Raw genomic sequence first — 19,639 nt, 5'->3', positions numbered from 1 at the left:
GAATTAGGCACTTTGCCGTTAGGTATTACAACATTTCCCTGTGAGTACGTTATTTCAAGGCGCGACCGGCATTCTCGGCTATAGCCAGAAGTTCTGGTTGGCTGCTTATAGCATCGGCTGGTCCCAATTCGCCGCCTGCAATATTTTGGACGAGCACCATCTTGAAAAAGCCGCCAAGCCAATGATTGAGGTAATCGGTTAATGATTGAAATACCGCCGCAGGTGCGCCACTGGCGGTTATTGTGATATATTTTTTCCCTGGCAAATGATAAATATGGTAATTCTCACCTAGGAATGGATACCAGCGGTCAAAAAAGAGCTTCATTTGCCCGCTCATTTGTCCCATAAATACCGGCGTTCCAAATACCAGGCAGTCAGCTTCGATAATTTTGGTATAGAGTTCTTGCATATCATCTTTAATAGCACAGTACTCAAATTTGCCGCTCTTACACGCGTAGCAAGCAGTGCACTCGGAAATTTTTAGGCTAGCGAGGTTGATTATCTCTATTTCGTGCCCAGCGCTAGCGGCTCCTTTACAGACAGCATTGACCATGGCGGTTGAATTGCCATTCCTGGGACTGCCGAGAAATGCTAATACTTTCAAATGTAATTCCTCCTATCGTTTTCCAATGATTTCAGGGCAGAGGCTCTGCCCTAGTGGGATAATAGACAAATATTCCCTATACATACAATACTGCGTTTTTTGATAAGTAGTCAAGTAGCTGGAGAGTATCTATAATATAATTGAAAGGAAAGGGATTAATGGATAGCATCGATACTATATTAAAAAACAGTGAGTGTAACTATGAATTTATTTTCCATGAAAACCCCATTTTTTCAGCGCAAGAGGGTGCTGACTATTTTAAGATTGAACTAGGACAAACAGCGCCTACGTTAATTATAAAAGCGGATAACAGTTTCTTGGCATTAATTATTTCAGGCAACCGCAACCGTGTAGATTTTAAGCACATATCAAAAATAGTAGGATGCCAGCATACCCGGATGGCAAGTAAAAGTGAAGTAAAGGAAATAACAGGTTTCGATGTGGGTAGTGTTCCTATGATTGGTATTCCGTTACCTTTTATTTTGGACAGACAACTTTTTAGTTATTCTTTTGTATATGGCGGTTCAGGGCAAGCGACTCGGACTCTAAAAATTGACCCAATTGCCTTGCAACAGTTAAATCAAGTTGTAGCGCTCATAGGTAAACTATGATAGGAGATATTCATCACGCTAATACAGTCGTTATTGTTTTACATGAAATCTATGGAATTAATAAACACATCAGTGGAGTATGTGAAAAGACTTCAAAGCAGGGGATGGACAGTATTGCTCCGGACATGCTTAATGGTAGAGCGCCATTTAGTTATGACCAAGAAATGCTAGCTTATAATTACTTTATAGGTAGTATTGGTTTTGAGAATGCGTTCCAGCAAGTAAAAGCAGTGCTGCATACTGCACGAGCCAAGTATGAAAAGGTGTATGTGTTGGGTTATAGTGTGGGGGCTACACTTGCTTGGTTGTGTAGCGAAACAGGCTTGTGCGATGTAGCTATTGGATTCTATGGTTCAAGAATACGCGACCACCTAGAGATAAAGCCTACATGTCCTGTCTTATTGTTTTTTCCTACGGAAGAAAAAGCTTTTGATGTGGACGACTTGATTTTACGTTTAAGTAACTTTGATACTATCCAAATTGCGAAACTAGATGGTCACCATGGTTTTGCTGATCCATATTCGCGAAGGCATAATAAAAAATCGTCAATGAAGGCCTGTCGGGAAATAATTACATTTGTAAAAAAGTATAGAACTTGAATTAGCAGACCTCACTATAATACTGGTAGGTCTGTTTAATTTTATACTTGACCTTAACATTAATGTCATACTTTATAATAGTGTCAAACGATGACAGAGGGGAGATTACAGTGTTAATAAAAGAATTGTCGCTGCGGACAGGGGCGAGTGTACGGTCGATAAGATATTATGAAACAAAGGGAATTATAAATTCCAGGCGGTTGGAGAATGGATATCGGGATTATGATGATACCGCAGTTGGCAGAATTAAAACAATTCAACTTTATCTAAGTCTGGGACTTAATACTGATAATATTGCACAAATCATTGAATGCCCGACTTCGATGCAAAACGACCGACCATTATGTAAAGCTGCTTATGAATTATATAAAACCAAATTAAGCGAAGTAAATAAACAACTTGAACTATTGCAAACAGTGCAATTGCGGTTACAGGAAAGAATGAGTGAATTTGATCGGCTAGGTTATTAATCTGCCACCAATAATTATGGAGAAAGTGAGGAGACAAGTATGGTTATTGATAGTCATGCCCACGTAATGCTTCCACCGAAGCGGCAAGTAAAGCTCATGGCAGAAGCTAAGGTTGATTGTACTATTCTTTTTACATCGACGATACACCCTGAAACAGCAACTAGCATAGCAGCTCTTGAAGAAGAGCTAAATAACTTGTATGACATTTTGAATGGAGTAAAAAACCCGCTCAATGAGAGAATACGTGCTATTGAAGAACTAGTAACAGTGATTAAGAAAAGTCCAGAAAAATACATTGGCTTTGGATCAATTCCCATCGGTTTATCCTATGAAGAAAACCTGGTTTGGATAAATAAATATATTCTGGCCAACAACTTTCGGGGTATTGGGGAATTGACCCCAGGGGCGGGAAAGATATTTCAAATAGAGCCGTTGTTTCGTGCTTCACAGGAAGTTGGCAATCTACCATTATGGGTGCATACGTTTATGCCTTTGAACTTTGAAGATATTAAAGAGCTGCTAACCTTAGCTAAAAAATATCCTGCTGTGCCGATAATACTAGGACATCTCGGCGGAGCAAATTGGCTAAATACCTTGAAGGCAGTTAAAGATATACCTAATGCATATTTAGACTTATCCGCAACCTTCACGACGATGGCACCCGTTTTCGCTATAAAGGAATATCCTGAACGCACATTTTTCAGTTCTGATGCGCCCTATTGCTCTCCCTTGACAGCAAGAACTATTATCGAGCAATTAGTTGAAGACCGTCATGTTTTGGAGCAAGTATTGGGAGGAAATATAGCAAGGCTTTTAGAAATAGGATAAAATATATCATAGGGAGGAATGATGGATGGAATTTTCAAATATCTGCATATTTGTTTCTGTGTCTTTACTTCTACTGTTATCACCTGGGCCGAATACGATATATGTTGTTACAAAAGGAATGACGGAGGGGCGTAAAGCAGCATTTAAGGCATTGTTGGGAGCATCAACCGGAGATATGTTTCAGGTAATAGCAGCTTCTCTAGGCTTGGCAGTAGTATTACAAGCATCATCGTTGGCGTTTTTTATCATCAAGATGGTTGGTGCTTGTTATTTACTGTATGTTGGGATTAAGTGTCTGTTAACCAGGCAGAAGCTTTTCGAAGGGCCATCTGAGACGAAGACTAAAGGTAAGGATTTATTTCTTACTGGTTTTTTTACTTCTGCACTAAATCCGAAGACTACGTTGTTTTTTCTTAGTTTTTTACCCCAATTTATTAATAATGAAAGTATTTATGCTCAGCAGCAAATATTTCTTTTAGGGGTAGTGTTTGTTATTATGGGTTTTTGTGTATTGAATGTCTATGCATTAGCATCGGCGAAACTGCGTTCTTGGATTACAAAAAATGAAAAGATACAGGCCTATTTTAATTGGGTAACAGGTTTACTCTTTATCGGCTTTGGGTTGCGGGTAGCATTTTCGGAACGGCGATAGCTAATCTGACATACAAAGGTTGATAGAAAAAATATCTCTTGACGAGCAAAGATGAAAATAACTAACAATTGGAGAAACCAGCATGTTAATCGGCTTAGTACGCCATTTTGAGGTAGATTGTCTTCATGGAGCTCTGATGAATTCAACAGATTTCAGAGAATGGATTGACCAATATGACTGTTCATCTATTAAGACTATGGATTTAATAGGTGAACAAGAAATTTGGAATAAGTGCTATTGTAGCGACTTATCCAGAGCAATAGAAACGGCACAACATATCTATGAAGGCGATATTAGTATATCTAAACAAATTCGTGAAGTTCCAATTGCCCCAGTTTTGGAGACTAATGTAAAATTGCCATACCTGTTTTGGCTTATGGCAGGAAGAATGGCATGGTTTTGTTCACAGCGATCGCAACCTGAAACTATAAGTCAGACAAAGGGGCGGGTACAACGGTTTGTCGGGGGTATTCTGGAAGAAGGCAATATTTTGATAGTTACGCATGGATTTCTCATGATGCATATTCAGAAGGAACTATGTACTAGGGGATTCCTTGGTAAAAGAATAACAAGGGCGAGGTATGGAGAAATATACGTATTTGAAAAACGCTAATTTAGATTAACAATTAATTTGGAGGTTCACCCAAAATGGATAATAAATTATCGGTCAGTAACGCTTTTCAAGTATTTATGAAAGAAGCTCCAGAGCATCAGGAAATATGGTTGGACACAGTGCAAAAATTAGGAGCAGCCAGTAAGTTGGATGCTAAAACCGAAGAATTAGCGTACATAGCGGTTTTAGCTTCAGCCAGACTTGAAGGTGGACTGCCCTTTCATGTAAAACATGCCAAATCGCTTGGAGCTACGAGAGATGAAATCATTAGTGCTATTCTGGTGGGGTTACCTGCTGTGGGAAATATAGTAATTCAAGCTTTACCTATAGCATTAAACGCATTTGATAGCGAGTGATACATTTCCACTACCTTACAATTGACACGCCGCACCCGAAATGCTATACTAATTATCGTATCTCGACTAGTGCCATTCCTGTCGAACCTACCAAATATGCCGATTTGCCGTCATTTACGAAAATGCCATTCGAAATTCCATGGATGCCATTTAAGACTGTAAATGACACAGAATAAAAACAGATTTTGGTATGTAGCGGAGGCTAGAAATGGCGGAATACCTCGCAAGAGGAACATGCGCCCGTAGCTCAGGTGGATAGAGCGGTGGTTTCCTAAACCGCGTCAGCCGGTGGTTCGAGTCCTCCCGGGCGCACCATCTAAATACTACAACGGCAAGGCTTCAGGAGTCCTGAACCTTGCCGTTTTTGTGTGCTTTTATTAAATTAGTATGCAACGTGTATGCAATCACCGCTTTCTTGCAAGCGTAGGAAGAGGAAAGATGATGATTTCAGAGCAGCCTGTATTTTTATTTCAAGAGTAGGTATTAGTGGTATCTATGATAGATATAGATACGGTTTTGGAAACAGATGATTGTCGTTGGGTTTCATGTAACTGAAACAAGATGCCTGTCCCCTTTGTTTTTCTCTATATCTGATATTGCGACGTATAACATTTAAAATAGCGTCAGCTTATGCGGAGTGAAATGCGAGGACAGGGATAGTGGTTTATTTCGATTTATCTAGGAAGGCAATTATCTATAAAACACTGTGGAATATATGTAAAATGTAAGCGTCAAAGCAACACCACATGGTAATAAAAAACCACCTGATATACGATAAAATAAAACATCAGATGGTCGTTAGCACGGTTATATTTTTTTTGACCGGCATCTTGCAACTTACAGGAATTTCTTCAGACCAAGGAAGCAGTTTTTCAATACAGAGGGCATCCTGTAGCTGAATTTGCTTAAATATGTATTCTAGATAAGCTCGTGGATTTAACCCGTTTTCTATGGCTGTTTGGATGAGACTGTAAACAGCGGCAGATGACTTTGCTCCGTTAGTAGAAAGCGGGGGGACGGTTCCCGTGCTTCCAACAATGCATTTTTAAATGCATATTTGTTTCTGATAAAGGTACACGTACGATTAATTTTAAGCCGCAGAAAATACAAGAGACAGGTTAGTTGTTTCATGGTAGATTTAATACTTTTGAAATAACGTGCCTGTCCCCGAGTTTCCCAAATTTTACCCGATAACTTCGACTACAATTCAGGTGGCGTTAAAACGTTGTCTGAATTAGTCTTCATTTATTAGAAAACATAGGCTTTAATTCATCATAGGAGGTAATAATAACCATATCCTTATTTAATTCCGGAAAGATATTAGATTCTAAACCTAGTACAAAGTACAAAGAACTTGAGGTTTTAATGTTATAAAGTTTATCCAAATCAAAATATAGATTGGGTGTATCTATAACATAAACATCATAGCCACCATATTCAATTTTAGAATAGATATCCTGAACCTTATCAAATTTATCAAAGATATTAAACCCAACAGGGGGCTTCTTGTTATCTAGCTTAGACTTTAGATAGTGTTCAGCAGAGGATTCTCCATCAAAGAATAACACCCTTTTACCTGTTTCTGCTAGTTTGAGGCCTACCTCAATTGCTCTTGCTGTTTTACCAGAACCAGTATGGCCAATAATTAGTTTCATTTCATTCCTCCCAGAAATATAGATCTGTATATACAATTCCATTCTTTTAAATGGTTTTCCTTTAAAATGATTGAGAAAAAAATAACATTATTACTTACTTATAAAAATTTTGACTTAATACTCCTTAAAGCGGCAGTGTAAACACAAAAAAGACTAGATATGCCCAGCAGGTAAAGAGCTATATTTCGCCAGGGACCGAACTAGCAAAAAGACTGCGGGAAAAACGAAAACTAGCCTTGGCTTAAAAAGGCTAGTTTTCGTTTTTTGATTTCAATATTGACTAATTGGGCAGATGGTCAAGGCATGTTCATGAAAATAAAAGTGTCAAGGGGACGCTTACAGAATATGCCACCGAACTAGTGGCATACGAATAGACCAATGGGGGAATATGGATACCACCATTTAAGCCTGTGTTCAATTTGGAAGGCAACTGCGTTGTAGACCTAAGGTCAAAACCGGACTCGGGAAATCCGACCGTCCGGGATTGTAGGGAGCCGTCAGGAAACATGGTTATTGAAATAGTGCGTGCGCCTGACCCCTGTTTTCCTCAGATGCACCTTATTGCCTAAGTGTCAATAACCCCGTCCCCGTGACACTTCTACCAGGGAATTGCAATCCAATTTCTAATGATCCTCATGAAAAACTTAGAAAAGAATTTTACTTAAGCAGTAGCTAGTACCAAGTTATAGGTTTTATGGGAGGTAATGGAATAACTTTATCGAATATTATAACTTTCCGAATAATTTTTAGAAAAGGAAGTTTGAATAATGACTAATGATGATCTTGCGATTAAATTAACTACGAAGTTAATAGAGAATAAGATAGGAAGCATTGTATCTTTCTTTAATGAGTATACACTAGAAAAATACAATGAACTAAATGTACGATTAGGAACCGTATTTAAAAAATATCTTAATTCTTCCTTAGGTAAATATAGTGAGATTAAAACATTATTATATCGAGATACGCCTGTTTCTTTATACGACTTTTATGTTCACTTAGATGTACGCTATGGTGAAGCCTTAATCTCGACAAATAAAGTACGGCACTTACTTAAAATAAGAAATAGTTTAATAATTACTGGGACTGCAGGTTGCGGAAAGTCGACATTAATGAGGCATCTTTTTATAAATACGGCATTTGAAACCGATTACATCCCGATCTTTATAGAACTTAGATACCTAGACGATGATGATGACCTAATTGAGTATATGTACTCATCCCTTCAACATCTGAACCTAAAGATAGAAAAGAATCACTTTGATACGGTTCTAAAATATGGCAAGGTCATACTTTTTTTAGATGGTTTCGATGAAGTGAAAAATGATTTAAAAAAGAAGATAACAGAGCAAATCTTAAAAATACGAGATAAATACCAGCAAGAAATAGTCATTATAATATCATCACGTCCTGAAGATGCCTTTATTTCTTGGTGTAATTTTGCAGAATTAAAAGTAATGCCTTTATCTAACGAGCAAGCTATAACTTTGATTAATAATTTAAGATATGAACAAGAAGTCAAGCAAAAATTTATTGAAGAACTAAGATCTAAATTATTTGAAACACATAAAACTTTTACAACTAACCCTTTATTATTAACACTGATGCTAATGACGTTTACGCAGTTCTCAGATATTCCAGAAAAGAAATATATATTTTACAATCAAGCATTTGAAACTCTTTATTGGAAACATGATTCGACAAAAGCGGGTTATAAGAGAGAAATGCATTCCGATCTTGCAATAGATTCCTTTGAGAAATTGCTAGCTGCATTTTGTGCTATTACCTATTTTGAAAAAAGATATAGTTTTACGTCTCTCAAGTTAAATAACGAATTAGAGAAAGCAAGATCTTTTTGCAGAATTGACGTAGAGATTCATAAGTATCGTCAAGACTTAATAGATAACGTGTGTATTCTAATTCAAGATGGTTTACAATTAACATTTACTCATCGGAGCTTTCAAGAATATTTTACTGCCTTATTTATTGTCAAGTCAGAAGAAAACATAAGATACCAAGCATTGCGAAGTATTATAGAAGAAATTAGAAGTGAAGAAGTTCTTAACTTAGTAATGGAGATTGATAAAGAAAAAGCCGAGAGAGACATAATAATGCCACTGTTAAGGGAAATTCGAGATAAATATGAATATACGTCATTGCCCTTAGAGCGTTTTTTGCATAGATTCGCGATAAAAAATATGATACAAATCAGTTCAATTGAAGGCAAATTCTATATAAAGGGAGCAAATGCAACGGATTATTATTTGCGATTTATCAACTTTATTTATGAAAAGTATCGTAATGTACATACTTATAAAGAAATAGATGGTATTAGATGTTCTTTTTCAGAGTATGAGGTTTGGAAGAACATCAAAGAACACTGTGGGCAAACCAGAGATACCTTCAATTTTGAGGTTAAATCAACTAGTTTGGGAACTCCAATTTATAAGGACATAGTGCATCCTATTTTAGCTATGAACGTTTTACCTCAACTTATGTATTGTATGTATTTGTTGGATGATTTACAAAATGAGCATAAGACACTTTTGGCTGAAATAAGTAAGCTATTTAAGTTTTAGATTCATAAATTAAGCATCATAGGTCTGGAGGACGCTTTTATGAAACTTCTTCGTTCTGTAGGATTTTGGATAATTTTTGTTCTGGTTATACTTATGGTCGGCGTTTTGATTATTATGTTTAATTTTGATACTGAAAAATCAGCTCAAATTATATCGGGCTTTTCTACGTTGGTATTAGTACTATTAACAGCTTCTTATGTTTATACAACTAACCGCCAATTGTCCTTGATGCAAGATCAATTAGCTGAAATGCAAGATTCTAGGGAACTTTACAATCAACCGTTCCCTTGGTGTAATATTACAAGCATAGAGATTGAAAGTCCAAGAGCTTATCACTATGGTCACTCGGGAAATGTAAGCATACAATGTAGATTGCATGTTAACTATTTAATGAAAAATATAGGTTCAAGTTTAGCTGTCAATATCGATTTAAAGCCTGTAATTCAGCTCCAAGATGAATCTAGTACTGATTTAGATTGTGTAGCTAACAAGATCGAATATTTACAGGTGGAAAAAGAGCAAGAAGTTTCTAGTCTGTTTCTTGATGATGGAAATCTAATTCTTAAGAGTTTAGTAAATGATACTTTCCAAGATTATCCTGTGCTTGGTGTGCTTGTTGTTTATAATAATTTTCTGGGTGTTCCTTTCGCTATCGGATGTAACTACACTTTAGCACCAAAATCGGAAGATCGAAATCGTCTAAAAGATTGGCTAAAAGCATTAGCAACGGCTCAAATTGAATGTTTAGCTTCTGCTAAGGAATTAGCATGTACATATGAGAAAGATCGTGTAAAGTATGAAAAAGATTGGCTTGACTTTATAAATCATTTCGAGAAGTCAATTGGCCCTATTTTAAAAGAGCCAATTATATTAGAATCACACTTAATTGAAAATTCTCTAGTTATAGGCCCCGCAGATAAAGAAAAATATAATGAATTGATTAATAAGTTTAAATATGCGGGAGGACTGTGTTCAAGGCACCCATTGAATAAGCCGTAAGCGTCAAATAAATCGTCACATGTACAACCAGGCCTCCGGATGAGACAATAGGTCTAAGAGAATCACATAGAGTTTGTTGGAGTCATTTGGATTCTTAGAAACTCGCAGGAGGTCTACTTTTATGAGCGTACAGAAAGTGACGCATGAAGTTCGATTGGAGAAATGGCGCAATATTGTTACGGCTTGCCGCAACAGTGGCAAAACCATTAAAACGTGGTGCAGCGAAAATAACATTAACGTGAAAACATACTATCATTGGCAGAAGCTTGTATGTCAGGAGACTTGCCGGGCAATTTCGGTAAGTCTCCCTGCCTCCAGCGAGGCTGTTCCCGTACAGGGTTCGGTATTTGCAGAAATGAAGATGCCTAAGCATCGTGCGGAAACATTGGCTGTTACGATTGAGCGTAACGATATGCAAATCCATGTTTATCAAGGCGCTGATATGGTAACCGTGGAGGCTACGCTTCTGGCACTGAAACATTTATGTTAGGTGATATATCTAAAATCGAACATATCTTTCTCGCCTGCGGCCACACCGATATGAGAAGATCTATTGATGGTCTGGCAGCGACCATACAGCAATGCTTTCATCTAGATCCGTTCTCCAACAGTCTGTTCCTGTTTTGCGGCCGTCGGCGTGATCGAATCAAAGCGCTCTTTTGGGATGGAGATGGCTTTGTACTTTTGTATAAACGGCTGGAGAACGGTGGCTTTCAGTGGCCCAAAGATGAAAAAGAGGTCAAACACATTACGCCACAACAGTTTCGTTGGCTAATGGAAGGGTTAAGCATTCAACAGCCGAGGGCGCATAAAAAAGTCGATAAAATACAAATCGTCTAATTTGCTAAAAGTCCTAAATATCCTGCAAAATCAATGGATTTAACGGAATTTCCATGGAAAAAAGCCATAAAATATGGTATAATTATTACATGAAAATTCTAGTGAACGGTACTAATACACAAGAAGAAATGATCTTTGTTTCTCGTACTGAATATGAGGCACTAAAAATACAAAATGAGGAACTGACTCAACAGGTCAAGTGGCTGATGGAGCAAATGCGTCTTTCCAAACAAAAACAGTTCGGCTCCTCCAGTGAAAAAAGCAAATACGATCAGTTTAATCTTTTTAACGAGGCGGAGGCAACAGCAGATGAACGGGTGCCCGAGCCTGAATTGACTGAAGTTCAGAAGCATTATCGTAAGAATGTCAAAGAAAGAAAAGAGACCATTCCTGCCGATTTACCAATAGAGGTTGTAGAACATTTTTTACCGGAACATGAGCAGGAATGCCCGGAATGTGGTTCAAAACTGCATATTATGGGTAAAAATGTCCGCCGCGAATTGAAGATCATCCCGGCCAAGGCAGTTATCGTAGAACATATTGACTATGTATATGCCTGCCGCGACTGTGAAGTCAATGCATGCAGCGTGCCTATTATCAAGGCACCAATGGACAAGCCGGTAATCAAAGGAAGCTTTGCTTCTCCAGAAGCAGTTGCTCATATTATGACACAGAAATTTGCAAATGGAATGCCACTGCATCGCCAGGAGCAAGATTTGAGCCGTATGGGCATAGCTCTTTCCAAACAAACTATGTCTAACTGGCTGATTCGGTGTTCTGAAGATTGGCTGGAGCCAATCTATGATGCCTTTAAAGAGCTACTTTCCATACAGCCAGTGCTCCATGCAGATGAAACCATTTTACAGGTACTTCACGAGCCGGGCAAATCTGCGCAAAGCAAAAGCTACATGTGGCTGTATAGAACTGGCGGGTGTGCTAGTATGCCTATTGTGCTGTGTGATTATCAGCCAGATCGGAAGGCGAAGCACCCATTAGAATTTTTGCAGGAGTTTAGCGGCTACCTTCATACGGATGGTTATGCCGGGTATCATAGCTTGCCGGAGCGAATCATCATTGTAGGTTGCTGGGCGCACGCCAGAAGAAAATTTGACGAGGCGCTAAAAGGCCTTTTGGAAAAAGACCGGGAAGGCTCTGGGGCGCAACGTAGCAAACAATATTGCGATAAGCTATTTACTATTGAGCGCCAACTAGCTGATTGTACACCGGAAGAACGCTATAAAAAGCGTCAGGAACTGGCAAAACCAGTGCTTGACGAGTTTTTGTCGTACCTTCATACAGTAAAGGCATCTACCAAGAGCGGATTTGGCAGAGCCGTGCACTATACGTTGGAGCAATGGAAATATCTCGAACGATATCTACTGGACGGAAGGCTGGAAATCAGTAACAATCGCGCCGAACGCAGCATTAAGCCGTTTGTGATTGACCGCAAAAATTATCTCTTTGCCAACACACCGCGAGGAGCTAAAGCCAGCGCAGTTGTGTTCAGCATAATAGAAACCGCAAAGGAAAATGGGCTCAATCCATATGCCTACCTGACTTATATTTTTAAAAACGCGCCCAACTGGGATATACGAAATGATGTTGAGGCACTACAACGACTAATGCCCAGTTTTGTTCCAGATTACTGTAATACTAATGCCGTTACCAAATGACTTGTTGTCAAGGTGACGACATTTTTGACGCTTACGGTGAAAGTCCGCTATGGACTCGGCAGTGGGAACCATTAGCCAATGGCAAGGGTGTCCGCCGTGAGGCGGAATCTGAAAGAAGCCGGAGGCAAAGTCTTGACCCGATGAATAAGAATCACATATAAGGCCGAATTGGGGCGGACGAGTTTGCGAGGCAAAACGAAGTCCAACGCTGCCCGAACCCCATACGGTAAATGTGGCGGGTACATGAGATGAAGGATATTGATCTTACCCAGGGAGATCTGGCAGATACGCCGCAGAGATGAATTTCAAAGTGGTAACCTGTGCAGTAATGCACAACTGAGCAGTCAGAAGTCAGCAGGCGCCATAGTATTGTCTCAAGTATATGTGAGGCAAGAAGGGCCGAACGTCAGGAGGCTTAGGAAATTTGAGGTACTCGACAGATATGCAAAGAAAGCAGAAACCCGAAAAGGGCTATCTTGCAGAGAATAGAGTGGAACTCCAAGGTATGCAAGAAGTGCGGAGCATAACTGCGGCGTCCGAAAACGGAATAAGCGACGGCAACGAGTATGCCAGTAAACTGCTTGAAGCTGCTTATCCCAAGACAGCTTGTGAAAGTAACATAAGTAAGCATGTTTACAATTTAGCAGATAGGTTCCTGTCCTTCTGTCCGTCCAAAAATTATCCGCAGACCCAAAAAACAGACGAAAAAATCATTTGCGATTTTTTTCGTCTGTTTTTTGTTTTGTATCCCAGAATATAATGTCAAGTGATGCCTTGATTTTTGCTTTGTCTTCTTCAGTCAGTAGTATATCATCAAACTGAGCATCTGGCAGTTTAAGAAATTCTAATAAATCATTAGGCATTTGTTCTTCTTTAGCTGAGAATTCAGTGGTATTGCGACCAACAAGATAGTCGATAGTAACATTAAAAAAATCCGCAAGCTGTTTTAATGTTTGTAAGTCCGGTTCACGTTTATCTGTTTCATATAAAGATAGGCGGGAACGAGATATTTTTGTTAGCTGTGCTAATTCTTTTTGTGTAAGTGTTCTGCTCTCGCGCAAAGCGGCGAGCCGTTCACCAAGAGACATAAAATCAACTCCTACTTATCATTATATGCTACAGACAGAAGCAATAAAATAAAATGCTTCTAAATGTTGCAAAAGAGATTGACAGCTACAAAATGAAGCACTATAATAAAAATATGGAAATGCTTCAAAGGGAAGCAAAAGGAGGTGTTCGATTGAGAAAAGAGTTAGCTATTGCACGTGAGAATATTGGACTCAGACAAGTTCAAATTGCTGAGATACTAGGAATATCACGCAGCTTTTATGGGTTAATTGAAAACGGAGTAAGAAATCCTGATTATGGATTAGCTAAACGAATAGCTAAAACCCTTAAAGTATCTCCAGAAAGTATTTTTTTTGATCTTGATGGCTTCAAAATGAAGCAAATAAAACAAAGAGATTCCCCATAAACAAAACCTATTAATTAGGTGAATTTTATTTCATAACAAGCAATGGTGAAAAAGTACAGCTTAAAACACCTTTTTCTGGCATATACACAGAATGAAAATCCCGCGAGAGATCCTCTTACGTAAATTATACCAGTAATTATTACCATAATCTTCTACTTTATTCCGACAAGATATAAGAGAATACCCTATTGGCAAAAGCCCTGAACAACAGGAATTTAGGTTTTTTTATGAGTAAATATCCACGACGAAAGGATGGTAACTATGGATAATGCAGTTAGAAAAAGTGATGTAGCAGAAAACTGTCTGCATGTGACGTCTGAAATTGGACGGTTGCGATCAGTGCTATTGCATCGCCCAGGTCAGGAAGTGGAGAATTTGACGCCGGATCTGTTGGAACGGTTATTATTCGATGATATTCCCTATTTGGAAGTGGCGAGAAAAGAGCATGACATTTTTGCACAGGTTTTAAAAAATAACGGCGTTGAAGTTCTTTATCTGGAAAAACTGGCAGCGGAGGCGTTGACCGATGCTCAGATAAAGGGGGCATTTATTAGTCAGTTTATTGCGGAAGCCGCTGTTGAAAATGAGAACTTAAAATATGCGTTGACCGATTATTTCTATGGCTTTTCGAATCAAGAGATGATTGATACGATGATGGCCGGTGTACGCAGGGAAGAATTAGCCCTCTATCAGGGAAGCTCGCTGTATGACCGGGTCAATGGTTTGTATCCGTTTCTCTGTGATCCGATGCCCAATTTATATTTTACGAGAGATCCTTTTGCAACCATTGGCAACGGTATTACGCTCAACCGCATGCGGACGCAAACCCGCAATCGGGAAACGATATTTGCCAAATACATTTTTGAACACCATCCGCAGTTTAAAGAGGCCAATATTCCACTGTGGTTTGACAGGGAAGAAACCACAGCGTTGGAAGGCGGCGATGAATTAATTTTAAATGATAAGGTTTTGGCAATTGGAATTTCGCAGCGAACGGATTCAGCCTCGGTCGAGAAGGTGTGTCAAAGATTATTTAATGCAGATGCTAGTTTTGAGAAGGTATTGGCTTTTCATATTCCCTCATCGCGGGCGTTTATGCATTTGGATACGGTGTTTACTATGGTTGATTACGATAAGTTTACTATTCATTCGGAAATCGAAGGACCGTTAACGGTCTATGAGATGAGCAAATGCCAGGATCGAACAGGCGGCTTACGGATCAAGATTGAGCAGCTCAATCAAAAGCTTGAAAATATCTTAGAAAAATATCTGGAGCGTAAGGTGACGCTGATCCAATGCGGCAGCGGTGACCGGATTCATGCCGCCAGAGAGCAGTGGAACGATGGGGCAAATACCTTGGCAATTGCCCCAGGAGAAGTTGTCGTTTACTCGCGTAATCATGTGACAAATAGAATTTTAGAGGGTTACGGCATCAAGCTGCATGAGATTCCCTCGTCAGAATTATCCAGAGGACGAGGTGGTCCGCGGTGCATGAGCATGCCACTAGTGCGGGATGCTCTGTAAAACTATAAACAGGTAGAGGAGAATGAAAAAATGGGATTTAATTTGCGTAATCGCAGCTTTTTGACATTGATGGAATTTTCGCCCAAGGAAATTGAGTATTTGCTGGATTTGGCGAAAGAGTTAAAACGGGCTAAATTTACGGGAACTGAACAGCAGAAGCTGAGAAAGAAAAATATCATCATTCTGTTTGAAAAAGATTCTACGCGGACGCGTTGTTCGTTTGAAGTGGCGGCGCTGGATCAGGGAGCGCATGTTACGTATTTGGGGTCGACGGGAAGTCAGATGGGGAAAAAGGAATCGATTGCTGATACTGCCAGAGTGCTTGGCAGAATGTACGATGGCATAGAATACCGAGGGTTTGACCAAAGCATTGTGGAAGAGTTGGCCGCTTATTCGGGCGTGCCTGTTTGGAATGGTTTGACAGATGCCGATCATCCGACGCAGGTGTTAGCGGACTTTTTGACGGCGCAAGAGCATGTAAATAAGCCATACAATCAAATGGTTTTTGTGTATGTTGGCGATGGCAGAAACAATGTTGCTAATGCGCTGATGATTGGGGCTGCCAAGATGGGCATGGATTTTAGAATTGTATCGCCTCAGGCGTTATTTCCGGCAGATGATTTAGTGAAAAAATGTCGCGAAGTGGCAGCGTATACCGGGGCAAGGATCACGATCACCGATGAAATTGCGGCAGGTGTTGCCAATGCCGATGTTCTGTATACTGATGTTTGGGTATCCATGGGGGAACCGGACGCGGTATGGGAACAGCGAATCGGCTTATTGAGACCTTACCAGGTTAATGCCGAGATGGTTGCCCTGACCAGGAATGAAAAAGTAATTTTTGAGCATTGTCTGCCAGCCTTTCATGATCTGAAAACTACAGTCGGACAAGTCATTTTTAACAAGTTCGGTTTAACGGCGATGGAAGTTACGGATGAAATATTTGAAGGCAAACACTCGGTGGTGTTTGATGAAGCGGAGAATAGAATGCACACCATTAAAGCCATCATGGTGGCCACCTTGGGAGAATAGCAATGCTGTAACAATAAGGGAGAGGGTTGGCGTGGAAGAGGACAAAAAGCTGGGAATTGTTGCTCTTATAGGTCTGGTGATTGGCTCGATGATTGGCGGGGGCGTGTTTTCTCTGCCGACAGATATGGCCAGAGGAGCGGGGGTCGGCGCTATTATCATCGGCTGGGTAATTACCGGTATTGGTATGATTGCGCTGGCGTTTGTCTATCAGAATTTGGCGATGCGAAAACCGGATTTAAATGGCGGGGTGTACAGCTATGCCAAGGCTGGATTCGGGGATTACATCGGGTTTAATGCAGCATGGGGATACTGGTTGAGTGCTTTGCTTGGCAATGTATCATATGCGGTCATGTTGTTCGGCGCATTAGGATATTTCTTCCCGGTCTTTGGCAAGGGGAATAATGAGGTATCGATCATAGGTGCATCGGTTTTGATATGGACGATACAAGTGTTGATTTTAAGAGGGGTTAAGGAAGCCGCTTTCGTGAATGTTATTACAACGATTGCGAAACTGGTGCCGATATTCCTGTTCCTGATTGGCGTGATTGTAGCGTTTAACGTGGATATCTTTACCCTGGATATTTGGGGACAGGCCGACGCCTCGCTGGGGAGCATCGCCGATCAGGTGAAAAGTACGATGCTGGTCACCTTGTGGGTGTTCATCGGGATTGAAGGCGCGGTGGTGATTTCAGGCAGGGCGAAACACCGCCGTGATGTGGGAAAAGCGACGGTGGTCGGGCTAGTTGGCACTCTGGTCATTTATGTCCTGGTGTCGGTGCTTGCGTTGGGCGTCATGAATCAGGCCGATTTGGCAGGGTTGGACACTCCTTCGACGGCCTATGTTCTAGAGGCCGTTGTTGGCAAGTGGGGAGCTGTGCTCATTAATGCGGGTCTAGTGATTTCTCTGGTTGGCGCGATTTTGGGCTGGTCGATCCTGGCGGCGGAGATTCCTTTTGTGGCTGCCCAGGATGGGATATTGCCCCGGATATTTGCTAAGGAAAATCAACATGGTTCTCCGGTGAACTCGTTGACGCTAACCAATGTGCTTGTACAGATATCTCTCATCATTACGCTGGTTTCAAGCAGTACCTATCAGGCCCTATATTCTATTGCCAGTTCCGCTATATTGATTCCTTATTTATTCAGCGGGCTGTATGCGTGGAAGTTGGCTGCCACCGGAGAAACCTATGATACCAATCCGGCGGGAAAAAATAAGGACCTCATTTTTGCGGTCATATCCAGTGTGTATGCGACCTGGCTTATTTATGCCGCAGGGCTTAAGTATATACTGCTTGTTACCATCCTGTACGCGGCAGGTATCGGTGTATTTGCCAAAGTAAAACAGGAGAAAAATCAAAAAGTATTTACAAGTTATGAGAAAGCAATCGCCTTGCTGTTTTTAGTAGCAGGAGTCATTGCTTTGGTCATGATGGCAACAGGTAATTTGAGTTAGTAGTGTACAAGCAGAGGGGAGAATCATAATGAAACTGATTGTTGCATTAGGCGGCAACGCCTTGCAGGCGGAGGGCAAGCCTGCAACGGCGGCGTCACAACTGCGCGTAGTGAAAGATACTGTTGTGTATTTAGCGGATTTGATTGCAGACGGCAATCAGCTTGTGATCGTGCATGGCAACGGGCCGCAAGTGGGAAGGCTGGTGATTCAAAATGAGTACGCCAGGAACGTGACGCCGCCGATGCCTTTTGATGTGTGCGGCGCTATGAGTCAGGGGATGATTGGCTATCACATTCAACAAGCGTTACGGGAAGAATTGAAGAAGCGACAGATCGATAAACCGGTTGTTACTGTGTTGACCCAAGTGGTTGTCGACCAGGATGATGCGGGATTCCAAAAACCAACCAAACCGATTGGCCCTTTTTATAAGCAGGAGGAAGCGGAAGCGCTGCAAAAGGAACATGGCTATATGATGGTGGAGGATTCAGGGCGAGGGTATCGAAGAGTTGTGCCCTCGCCGGAACCTAAGCAGATCGTTGAACTGGAGACAATTAAAAGGCTGGTAAACGACGAACAAGTCGTGATAACGGTTGGCGGCGGTGGAATTCCGGTGATCGAAACAGAAGCTTATATTTTGGAGGGTGTTGCCGCTGTCATTGATAAGGATCTGGCTTCAGCAAGGCTTGCGGAGGATTTGGGTGCCGATGCATTGGTCATTTTAACGGCAGTGGAAAAGGTTGCGATTAATTTTGGCAAGCCCAATCAAAAAAGCTTGGATATCATGACCATAAAAGACGCAAAAAAATATATCGATGAAGGGCAATTTGCTCCCGGAAGTATGTTGCCTAAAGTGAAAGCTGCGATAAAGTTTGTTGCGTCAAAACCGGGTAGGATGGCGATTATTGCTTCGCTGGAAAAGGCTAAGGAGGCGTTAACGGGAAAGAGCGGTACACTCATTGTGCAATAAGTTCAAGTCATAAGGTATAGCTGAATGCCATGAACCCGTCTACTACAGGCAAAGCTTGTTTTAGACGGGTTCATTACATTCTCAGTCATTGCGAGGAATGATAGCGACGTGGCAATCTCGTTGGGCCAATTATATGTATGATGTGAAAAACGGAGGGGTGAATGAAGTGAAAAGTTTGCGGCACGTCAAGCTTGAGCAAATTGTGGAGCACCAAAGGATTGTTACGCAGGCTGATTTAATGGCAGCCTTGAAACAAGAAGGCATTGAAGTAACTCAGGCCACAGTGTCAAGAGACATTAGAGAGTTGATGCTGATTAAAGTGGGAACTGCTGACGGCGGATATCGTTATGCTATTTTGCCAAGGGAAAATCTATTGTTTTCTCAATCGTACAAGCGAATCGTCCATAATTTTATTGTATCATTTGATTACAGCGGAACGATTATCGTGTGCAAAGTGCTGCCAGGCGCGGCAAAGGTTGTTGCGATGCTGCTTGATATGATCAATTGCCCAGAAGTAATCGGCTCTGTTGCGGGTAATGATACGGTTTTTGTGACAGTCAATTCACCAGACAGCGTTGAGCGAGTAGTAGCCCAATTCAAACAGTAGGACATAAGGGGGCGTTTCTTTTTTGACATCTCGTACATCATTAAAAGGTGACAAGACGGGAGCGTCTCCTAGTGTCCCCTATATTTGAATTGATTGGCTTACC

General features: G+C 40.7%; 22 protein-coding genes and 1 tRNA gene. 19 read left to right on the top strand and 4 right to left on the bottom strand.

Annotation, left to right across the window (positions count from 1 at the left end; translation table 11 throughout):
• Positions 1-49: 49 nt before the first annotated feature.
• On the bottom strand, positions 50-604 hold the full coding sequence (locus ACZ449_RS20515; protein WP_464257910.1) for a flavodoxin family protein: 555 nt from the start codon (positions 602-604) through the stop codon (positions 50-52).
• A 158-nt stretch (positions 605-762) separates the two neighbouring features.
• On the opposite strand from ACZ449_RS20515, the gene ACZ449_RS20510 reads away from it, so the two are divergent.
• From ACZ449_RS20510 to ACZ449_RS20475, 8 genes are all read left to right on the top strand, one after another.
• Positions 763-1,215 (top strand): aminoacyl-tRNA deacylase, encoded by a 453-nt coding sequence (locus ACZ449_RS20510; RefSeq protein ID WP_464257909.1) that lies wholly within the window; start codon positions 763-765, stop codon positions 1,213-1,215.
• Entirely contained in the window at positions 1,212-1,814 is a 603-nt protein-coding gene (locus ACZ449_RS20505; protein ID WP_464257908.1) for a dienelactone hydrolase family protein, read from the top strand. Before ACZ449_RS20510 ends, ACZ449_RS20505 begins: the two co-directional genes overlap by 4 nt.
• Before the next feature lie 110 nt (positions 1,815-1,924).
• Positions 1,925-2,284, top strand: a complete 360-nt coding sequence (locus ACZ449_RS20500) for a MerR family transcriptional regulator (protein ID WP_464257907.1) — start codon at positions 1,925-1,927, stop codon at positions 2,282-2,284.
• A gap of 39 nt (positions 2,285-2,323) precedes the next feature.
• Positions 2,324-3,112 (top strand): amidohydrolase family protein, encoded by a 789-nt coding sequence (locus ACZ449_RS20495; protein WP_464257906.1) that lies wholly within the window; start codon positions 2,324-2,326, stop codon positions 3,110-3,112.
• A gap of 25 nt (positions 3,113-3,137) precedes the next feature.
• Complete coding sequence (locus ACZ449_RS20490) at positions 3,138-3,764, top strand: LysE family translocator (protein ID WP_464257905.1); 627 nt, start codon at positions 3,138-3,140, stop codon at positions 3,762-3,764.
• A gap of 82 nt (positions 3,765-3,846) precedes the next feature.
• Positions 3,847-4,377 carry a histidine phosphatase family protein gene (locus ACZ449_RS20485; RefSeq protein ID WP_464257904.1) on the top strand — a complete coding sequence of 177 codons (531 nt, stop codon included), beginning with the start codon at positions 3,847-3,849 and terminating at the stop codon, positions 4,375-4,377.
• A 35-nt stretch (positions 4,378-4,412) separates the two neighbouring features.
• On the top strand, positions 4,413-4,733 hold the full coding sequence (locus tag ACZ449_RS20480) for a carboxymuconolactone decarboxylase family protein (RefSeq protein WP_464257903.1): 321 nt from the start codon (positions 4,413-4,415) through the stop codon (positions 4,731-4,733).
• Positions 4,734-4,969: 236 nt separating this feature from the next.
• Positions 4,970-5,048 (top strand) — tRNA-Arg (locus tag ACZ449_RS20475).
• Positions 5,049-5,520: 472 nt separating this feature from the next.
• Here the strand turns inward: ACZ449_RS20475 and ACZ449_RS20470 are convergent.
• Together ACZ449_RS20470 and ACZ449_RS20465 are read right to left on the bottom strand one after the other, a co-directional pair.
• Complete coding sequence (locus ACZ449_RS20470; RefSeq protein ID WP_464261908.1) at positions 5,521-5,697, bottom strand: transposase domain-containing protein; 177 nt, start codon at positions 5,695-5,697, stop codon at positions 5,521-5,523.
• 277 nt (positions 5,698-5,974) lie between these two features.
• Positions 5,975-6,388 carry an ATP-binding protein gene (locus tag ACZ449_RS20465; RefSeq protein ID WP_464257902.1) on the bottom strand — a complete coding sequence of 138 codons (414 nt, stop codon included), beginning with the start codon at positions 6,386-6,388 and terminating at the stop codon, positions 5,975-5,977.
• A 767-nt stretch (positions 6,389-7,155) separates the two neighbouring features.
• Between ACZ449_RS20465 and ACZ449_RS20460 the strand changes: the two genes are divergently transcribed.
• The 5 genes from ACZ449_RS20460 to tnpC all read left to right on the top strand — a co-directional run bounded on the left by ACZ449_RS20460 (position 7,156) and on the right by tnpC (position 12,479).
• Positions 7,156-8,967: an NACHT domain-containing protein gene (locus ACZ449_RS20460; protein WP_464257901.1), complete on the top strand. Its 1,812-nt coding sequence runs from the start codon at positions 7,156-7,158 to the stop codon at positions 8,965-8,967.
• A 39-nt stretch (positions 8,968-9,006) separates the two neighbouring features.
• Positions 9,007-9,966 carry a hypothetical protein gene (locus tag ACZ449_RS20455; RefSeq protein WP_464257900.1) on the top strand — a complete coding sequence of 320 codons (960 nt, stop codon included), beginning with the start codon at positions 9,007-9,009 and terminating at the stop codon, positions 9,964-9,966.
• 121 nt (positions 9,967-10,087) lie between these two features.
• Entirely contained in the window at positions 10,088-10,456 is a 369-nt protein-coding gene (gene tnpA / locus ACZ449_RS20450; protein WP_464256740.1) for an IS66 family insertion sequence element accessory protein TnpA, read from the top strand.
• On the top strand, positions 10,450-10,806 hold the full coding sequence (tnpB, locus tag ACZ449_RS20445; protein WP_464256741.1) for an IS66 family insertion sequence element accessory protein TnpB: 357 nt from the start codon (positions 10,450-10,452) through the stop codon (positions 10,804-10,806). Before tnpA ends, tnpB begins: the two co-directional genes overlap by 7 nt.
• Before the next feature lie 89 nt (positions 10,807-10,895).
• Entirely contained in the window at positions 10,896-12,479 is a 1,584-nt protein-coding gene (gene tnpC / locus ACZ449_RS20440) for an IS66 family transposase (RefSeq protein ID WP_464257899.1), read from the top strand.
• A 710-nt stretch (positions 12,480-13,189) separates the two neighbouring features.
• On the opposite strand, the gene ACZ449_RS20435 is transcribed toward tnpC, so the two are convergent.
• A complete protein-coding gene (locus ACZ449_RS20435) occupies positions 13,190-13,567 on the bottom strand; it encodes a helix-turn-helix domain-containing protein (protein WP_464257898.1) in 378 nt (125 codons plus the stop codon).
• Between the two features lie 53 nt (positions 13,568-13,620).
• Here ACZ449_RS20435 and ACZ449_RS20430 point away from each other — a divergent pair, with 53 nt between their 5' ends.
• The 6 genes from ACZ449_RS20430 to argR all read left to right on the top strand — a co-directional run bounded on the left by ACZ449_RS20430 (position 13,621) and on the right by argR (position 19,536).
• Positions 13,621-13,953, top strand: coding sequence for a helix-turn-helix transcriptional regulator (locus tag ACZ449_RS20430; protein WP_464257897.1), 333 nt, complete (start codon positions 13,621-13,623; stop codon positions 13,951-13,953).
• 261 nt (positions 13,954-14,214) lie between these two features.
• Complete coding sequence (gene arcA / locus ACZ449_RS20425; protein ID WP_464257896.1) at positions 14,215-15,477, top strand: arginine deiminase; 1,263 nt, start codon at positions 14,215-14,217, stop codon at positions 15,475-15,477.
• Between the two features lie 30 nt (positions 15,478-15,507).
• Positions 15,508-16,509: an ornithine carbamoyltransferase gene (gene argF, locus ACZ449_RS20420; protein ID WP_464257895.1), complete on the top strand. Its 1,002-nt coding sequence runs from the start codon at positions 15,508-15,510 to the stop codon at positions 16,507-16,509.
• 31 nt (positions 16,510-16,540) lie between these two features.
• Positions 16,541-17,962 (top strand): arginine-ornithine antiporter, encoded by a 1,422-nt coding sequence (gene arcD, locus ACZ449_RS20415; RefSeq protein ID WP_464257894.1) that lies wholly within the window; start codon positions 16,541-16,543, stop codon positions 17,960-17,962.
• A 28-nt stretch (positions 17,963-17,990) separates the two neighbouring features.
• Entirely contained in the window at positions 17,991-18,929 is a 939-nt protein-coding gene (gene arcC, locus ACZ449_RS20410; protein ID WP_464257893.1) for a carbamate kinase, read from the top strand.
• A 166-nt stretch (positions 18,930-19,095) separates the two neighbouring features.
• Positions 19,096-19,536 (top strand): arginine repressor, encoded by a 441-nt coding sequence (gene argR / locus ACZ449_RS20405; protein ID WP_464257892.1) that lies wholly within the window; start codon positions 19,096-19,098, stop codon positions 19,534-19,536.
• The last annotated feature ends 103 nt before the right edge of the window (positions 19,537-19,639 follow it).

Source organism: Desulfosporomusa polytropa (assembly GCF_055380075.1).
The sequence above is the reverse complement of the archived record's forward strand: the minus strand, read 5'-3'. Positions and strand labels throughout refer to the sequence as shown.

Bases quoted from the DNA above. Each gene is read 5' to 3' on its own strand.
- ACZ449_RS20510 (WP_464257909.1), top strand. From the start codon at position 763: ATGGATAGCATCGATACTATATTAAAAAACAGTGAGTGTAACTATGAA.
- ACZ449_RS20505 (WP_464257908.1), top strand. From the start codon at position 1,212: ATGATAGGAGATATTCATCACGCTAATACAGTCGTTATTGTTTTACAT.
- ACZ449_RS20495 (WP_464257906.1), top strand. From the start codon at position 2,324: ATGGTTATTGATAGTCATGCCCACGTAATGCTTCCACCGAAGCGGCAA.
- ACZ449_RS20490 (WP_464257905.1), top strand. From the start codon at position 3,138: ATGGAATTTTCAAATATCTGCATATTTGTTTCTGTGTCTTTACTTCTA.
- ACZ449_RS20485 (WP_464257904.1), top strand. From the start codon at position 3,847: ATGTTAATCGGCTTAGTACGCCATTTTGAGGTAGATTGTCTTCATGGA.
- ACZ449_RS20480 (WP_464257903.1), top strand. From the start codon at position 4,413: ATGGATAATAAATTATCGGTCAGTAACGCTTTTCAAGTATTTATGAAA.
- ACZ449_RS20465 (WP_464257902.1), bottom strand. From the start codon at position 6,388: ATGAAACTAATTATTGGCCATACTGGTTCTGGTAAAACAGCAAGAGCA.
- ACZ449_RS20460 (WP_464257901.1), top strand. From the start codon at position 7,156: ATGACTAATGATGATCTTGCGATTAAATTAACTACGAAGTTAATAGAG.
- ACZ449_RS20455 (WP_464257900.1), top strand. From the start codon at position 9,007: ATGAAACTTCTTCGTTCTGTAGGATTTTGGATAATTTTTGTTCTGGTT.
- tnpA (WP_464256740.1), top strand. From the start codon at position 10,088: ATGAGCGTACAGAAAGTGACGCATGAAGTTCGATTGGAGAAATGGCGC.
- tnpB (WP_464256741.1), top strand. From the start codon at position 10,450: ATGTTAGGTGATATATCTAAAATCGAACATATCTTTCTCGCCTGCGGC.
- tnpC (WP_464257899.1), top strand. From the start codon at position 10,896: ATGAAAATTCTAGTGAACGGTACTAATACACAAGAAGAAATGATCTTT.
- ACZ449_RS20435 (WP_464257898.1), bottom strand. From the start codon at position 13,567: ATGTCTCTTGGTGAACGGCTCGCCGCTTTGCGCGAGAGCAGAACACTT.
- ACZ449_RS20430 (WP_464257897.1), top strand. From the start codon at position 13,621: ATGCTTCTAAATGTTGCAAAAGAGATTGACAGCTACAAAATGAAGCAC.
- arcA (WP_464257896.1), top strand. From the start codon at position 14,215: ATGGATAATGCAGTTAGAAAAAGTGATGTAGCAGAAAACTGTCTGCAT.
- argF (WP_464257895.1), top strand. From the start codon at position 15,508: ATGGGATTTAATTTGCGTAATCGCAGCTTTTTGACATTGATGGAATTT.
- arcC (WP_464257893.1), top strand. From the start codon at position 17,991: ATGAAACTGATTGTTGCATTAGGCGGCAACGCCTTGCAGGCGGAGGGC.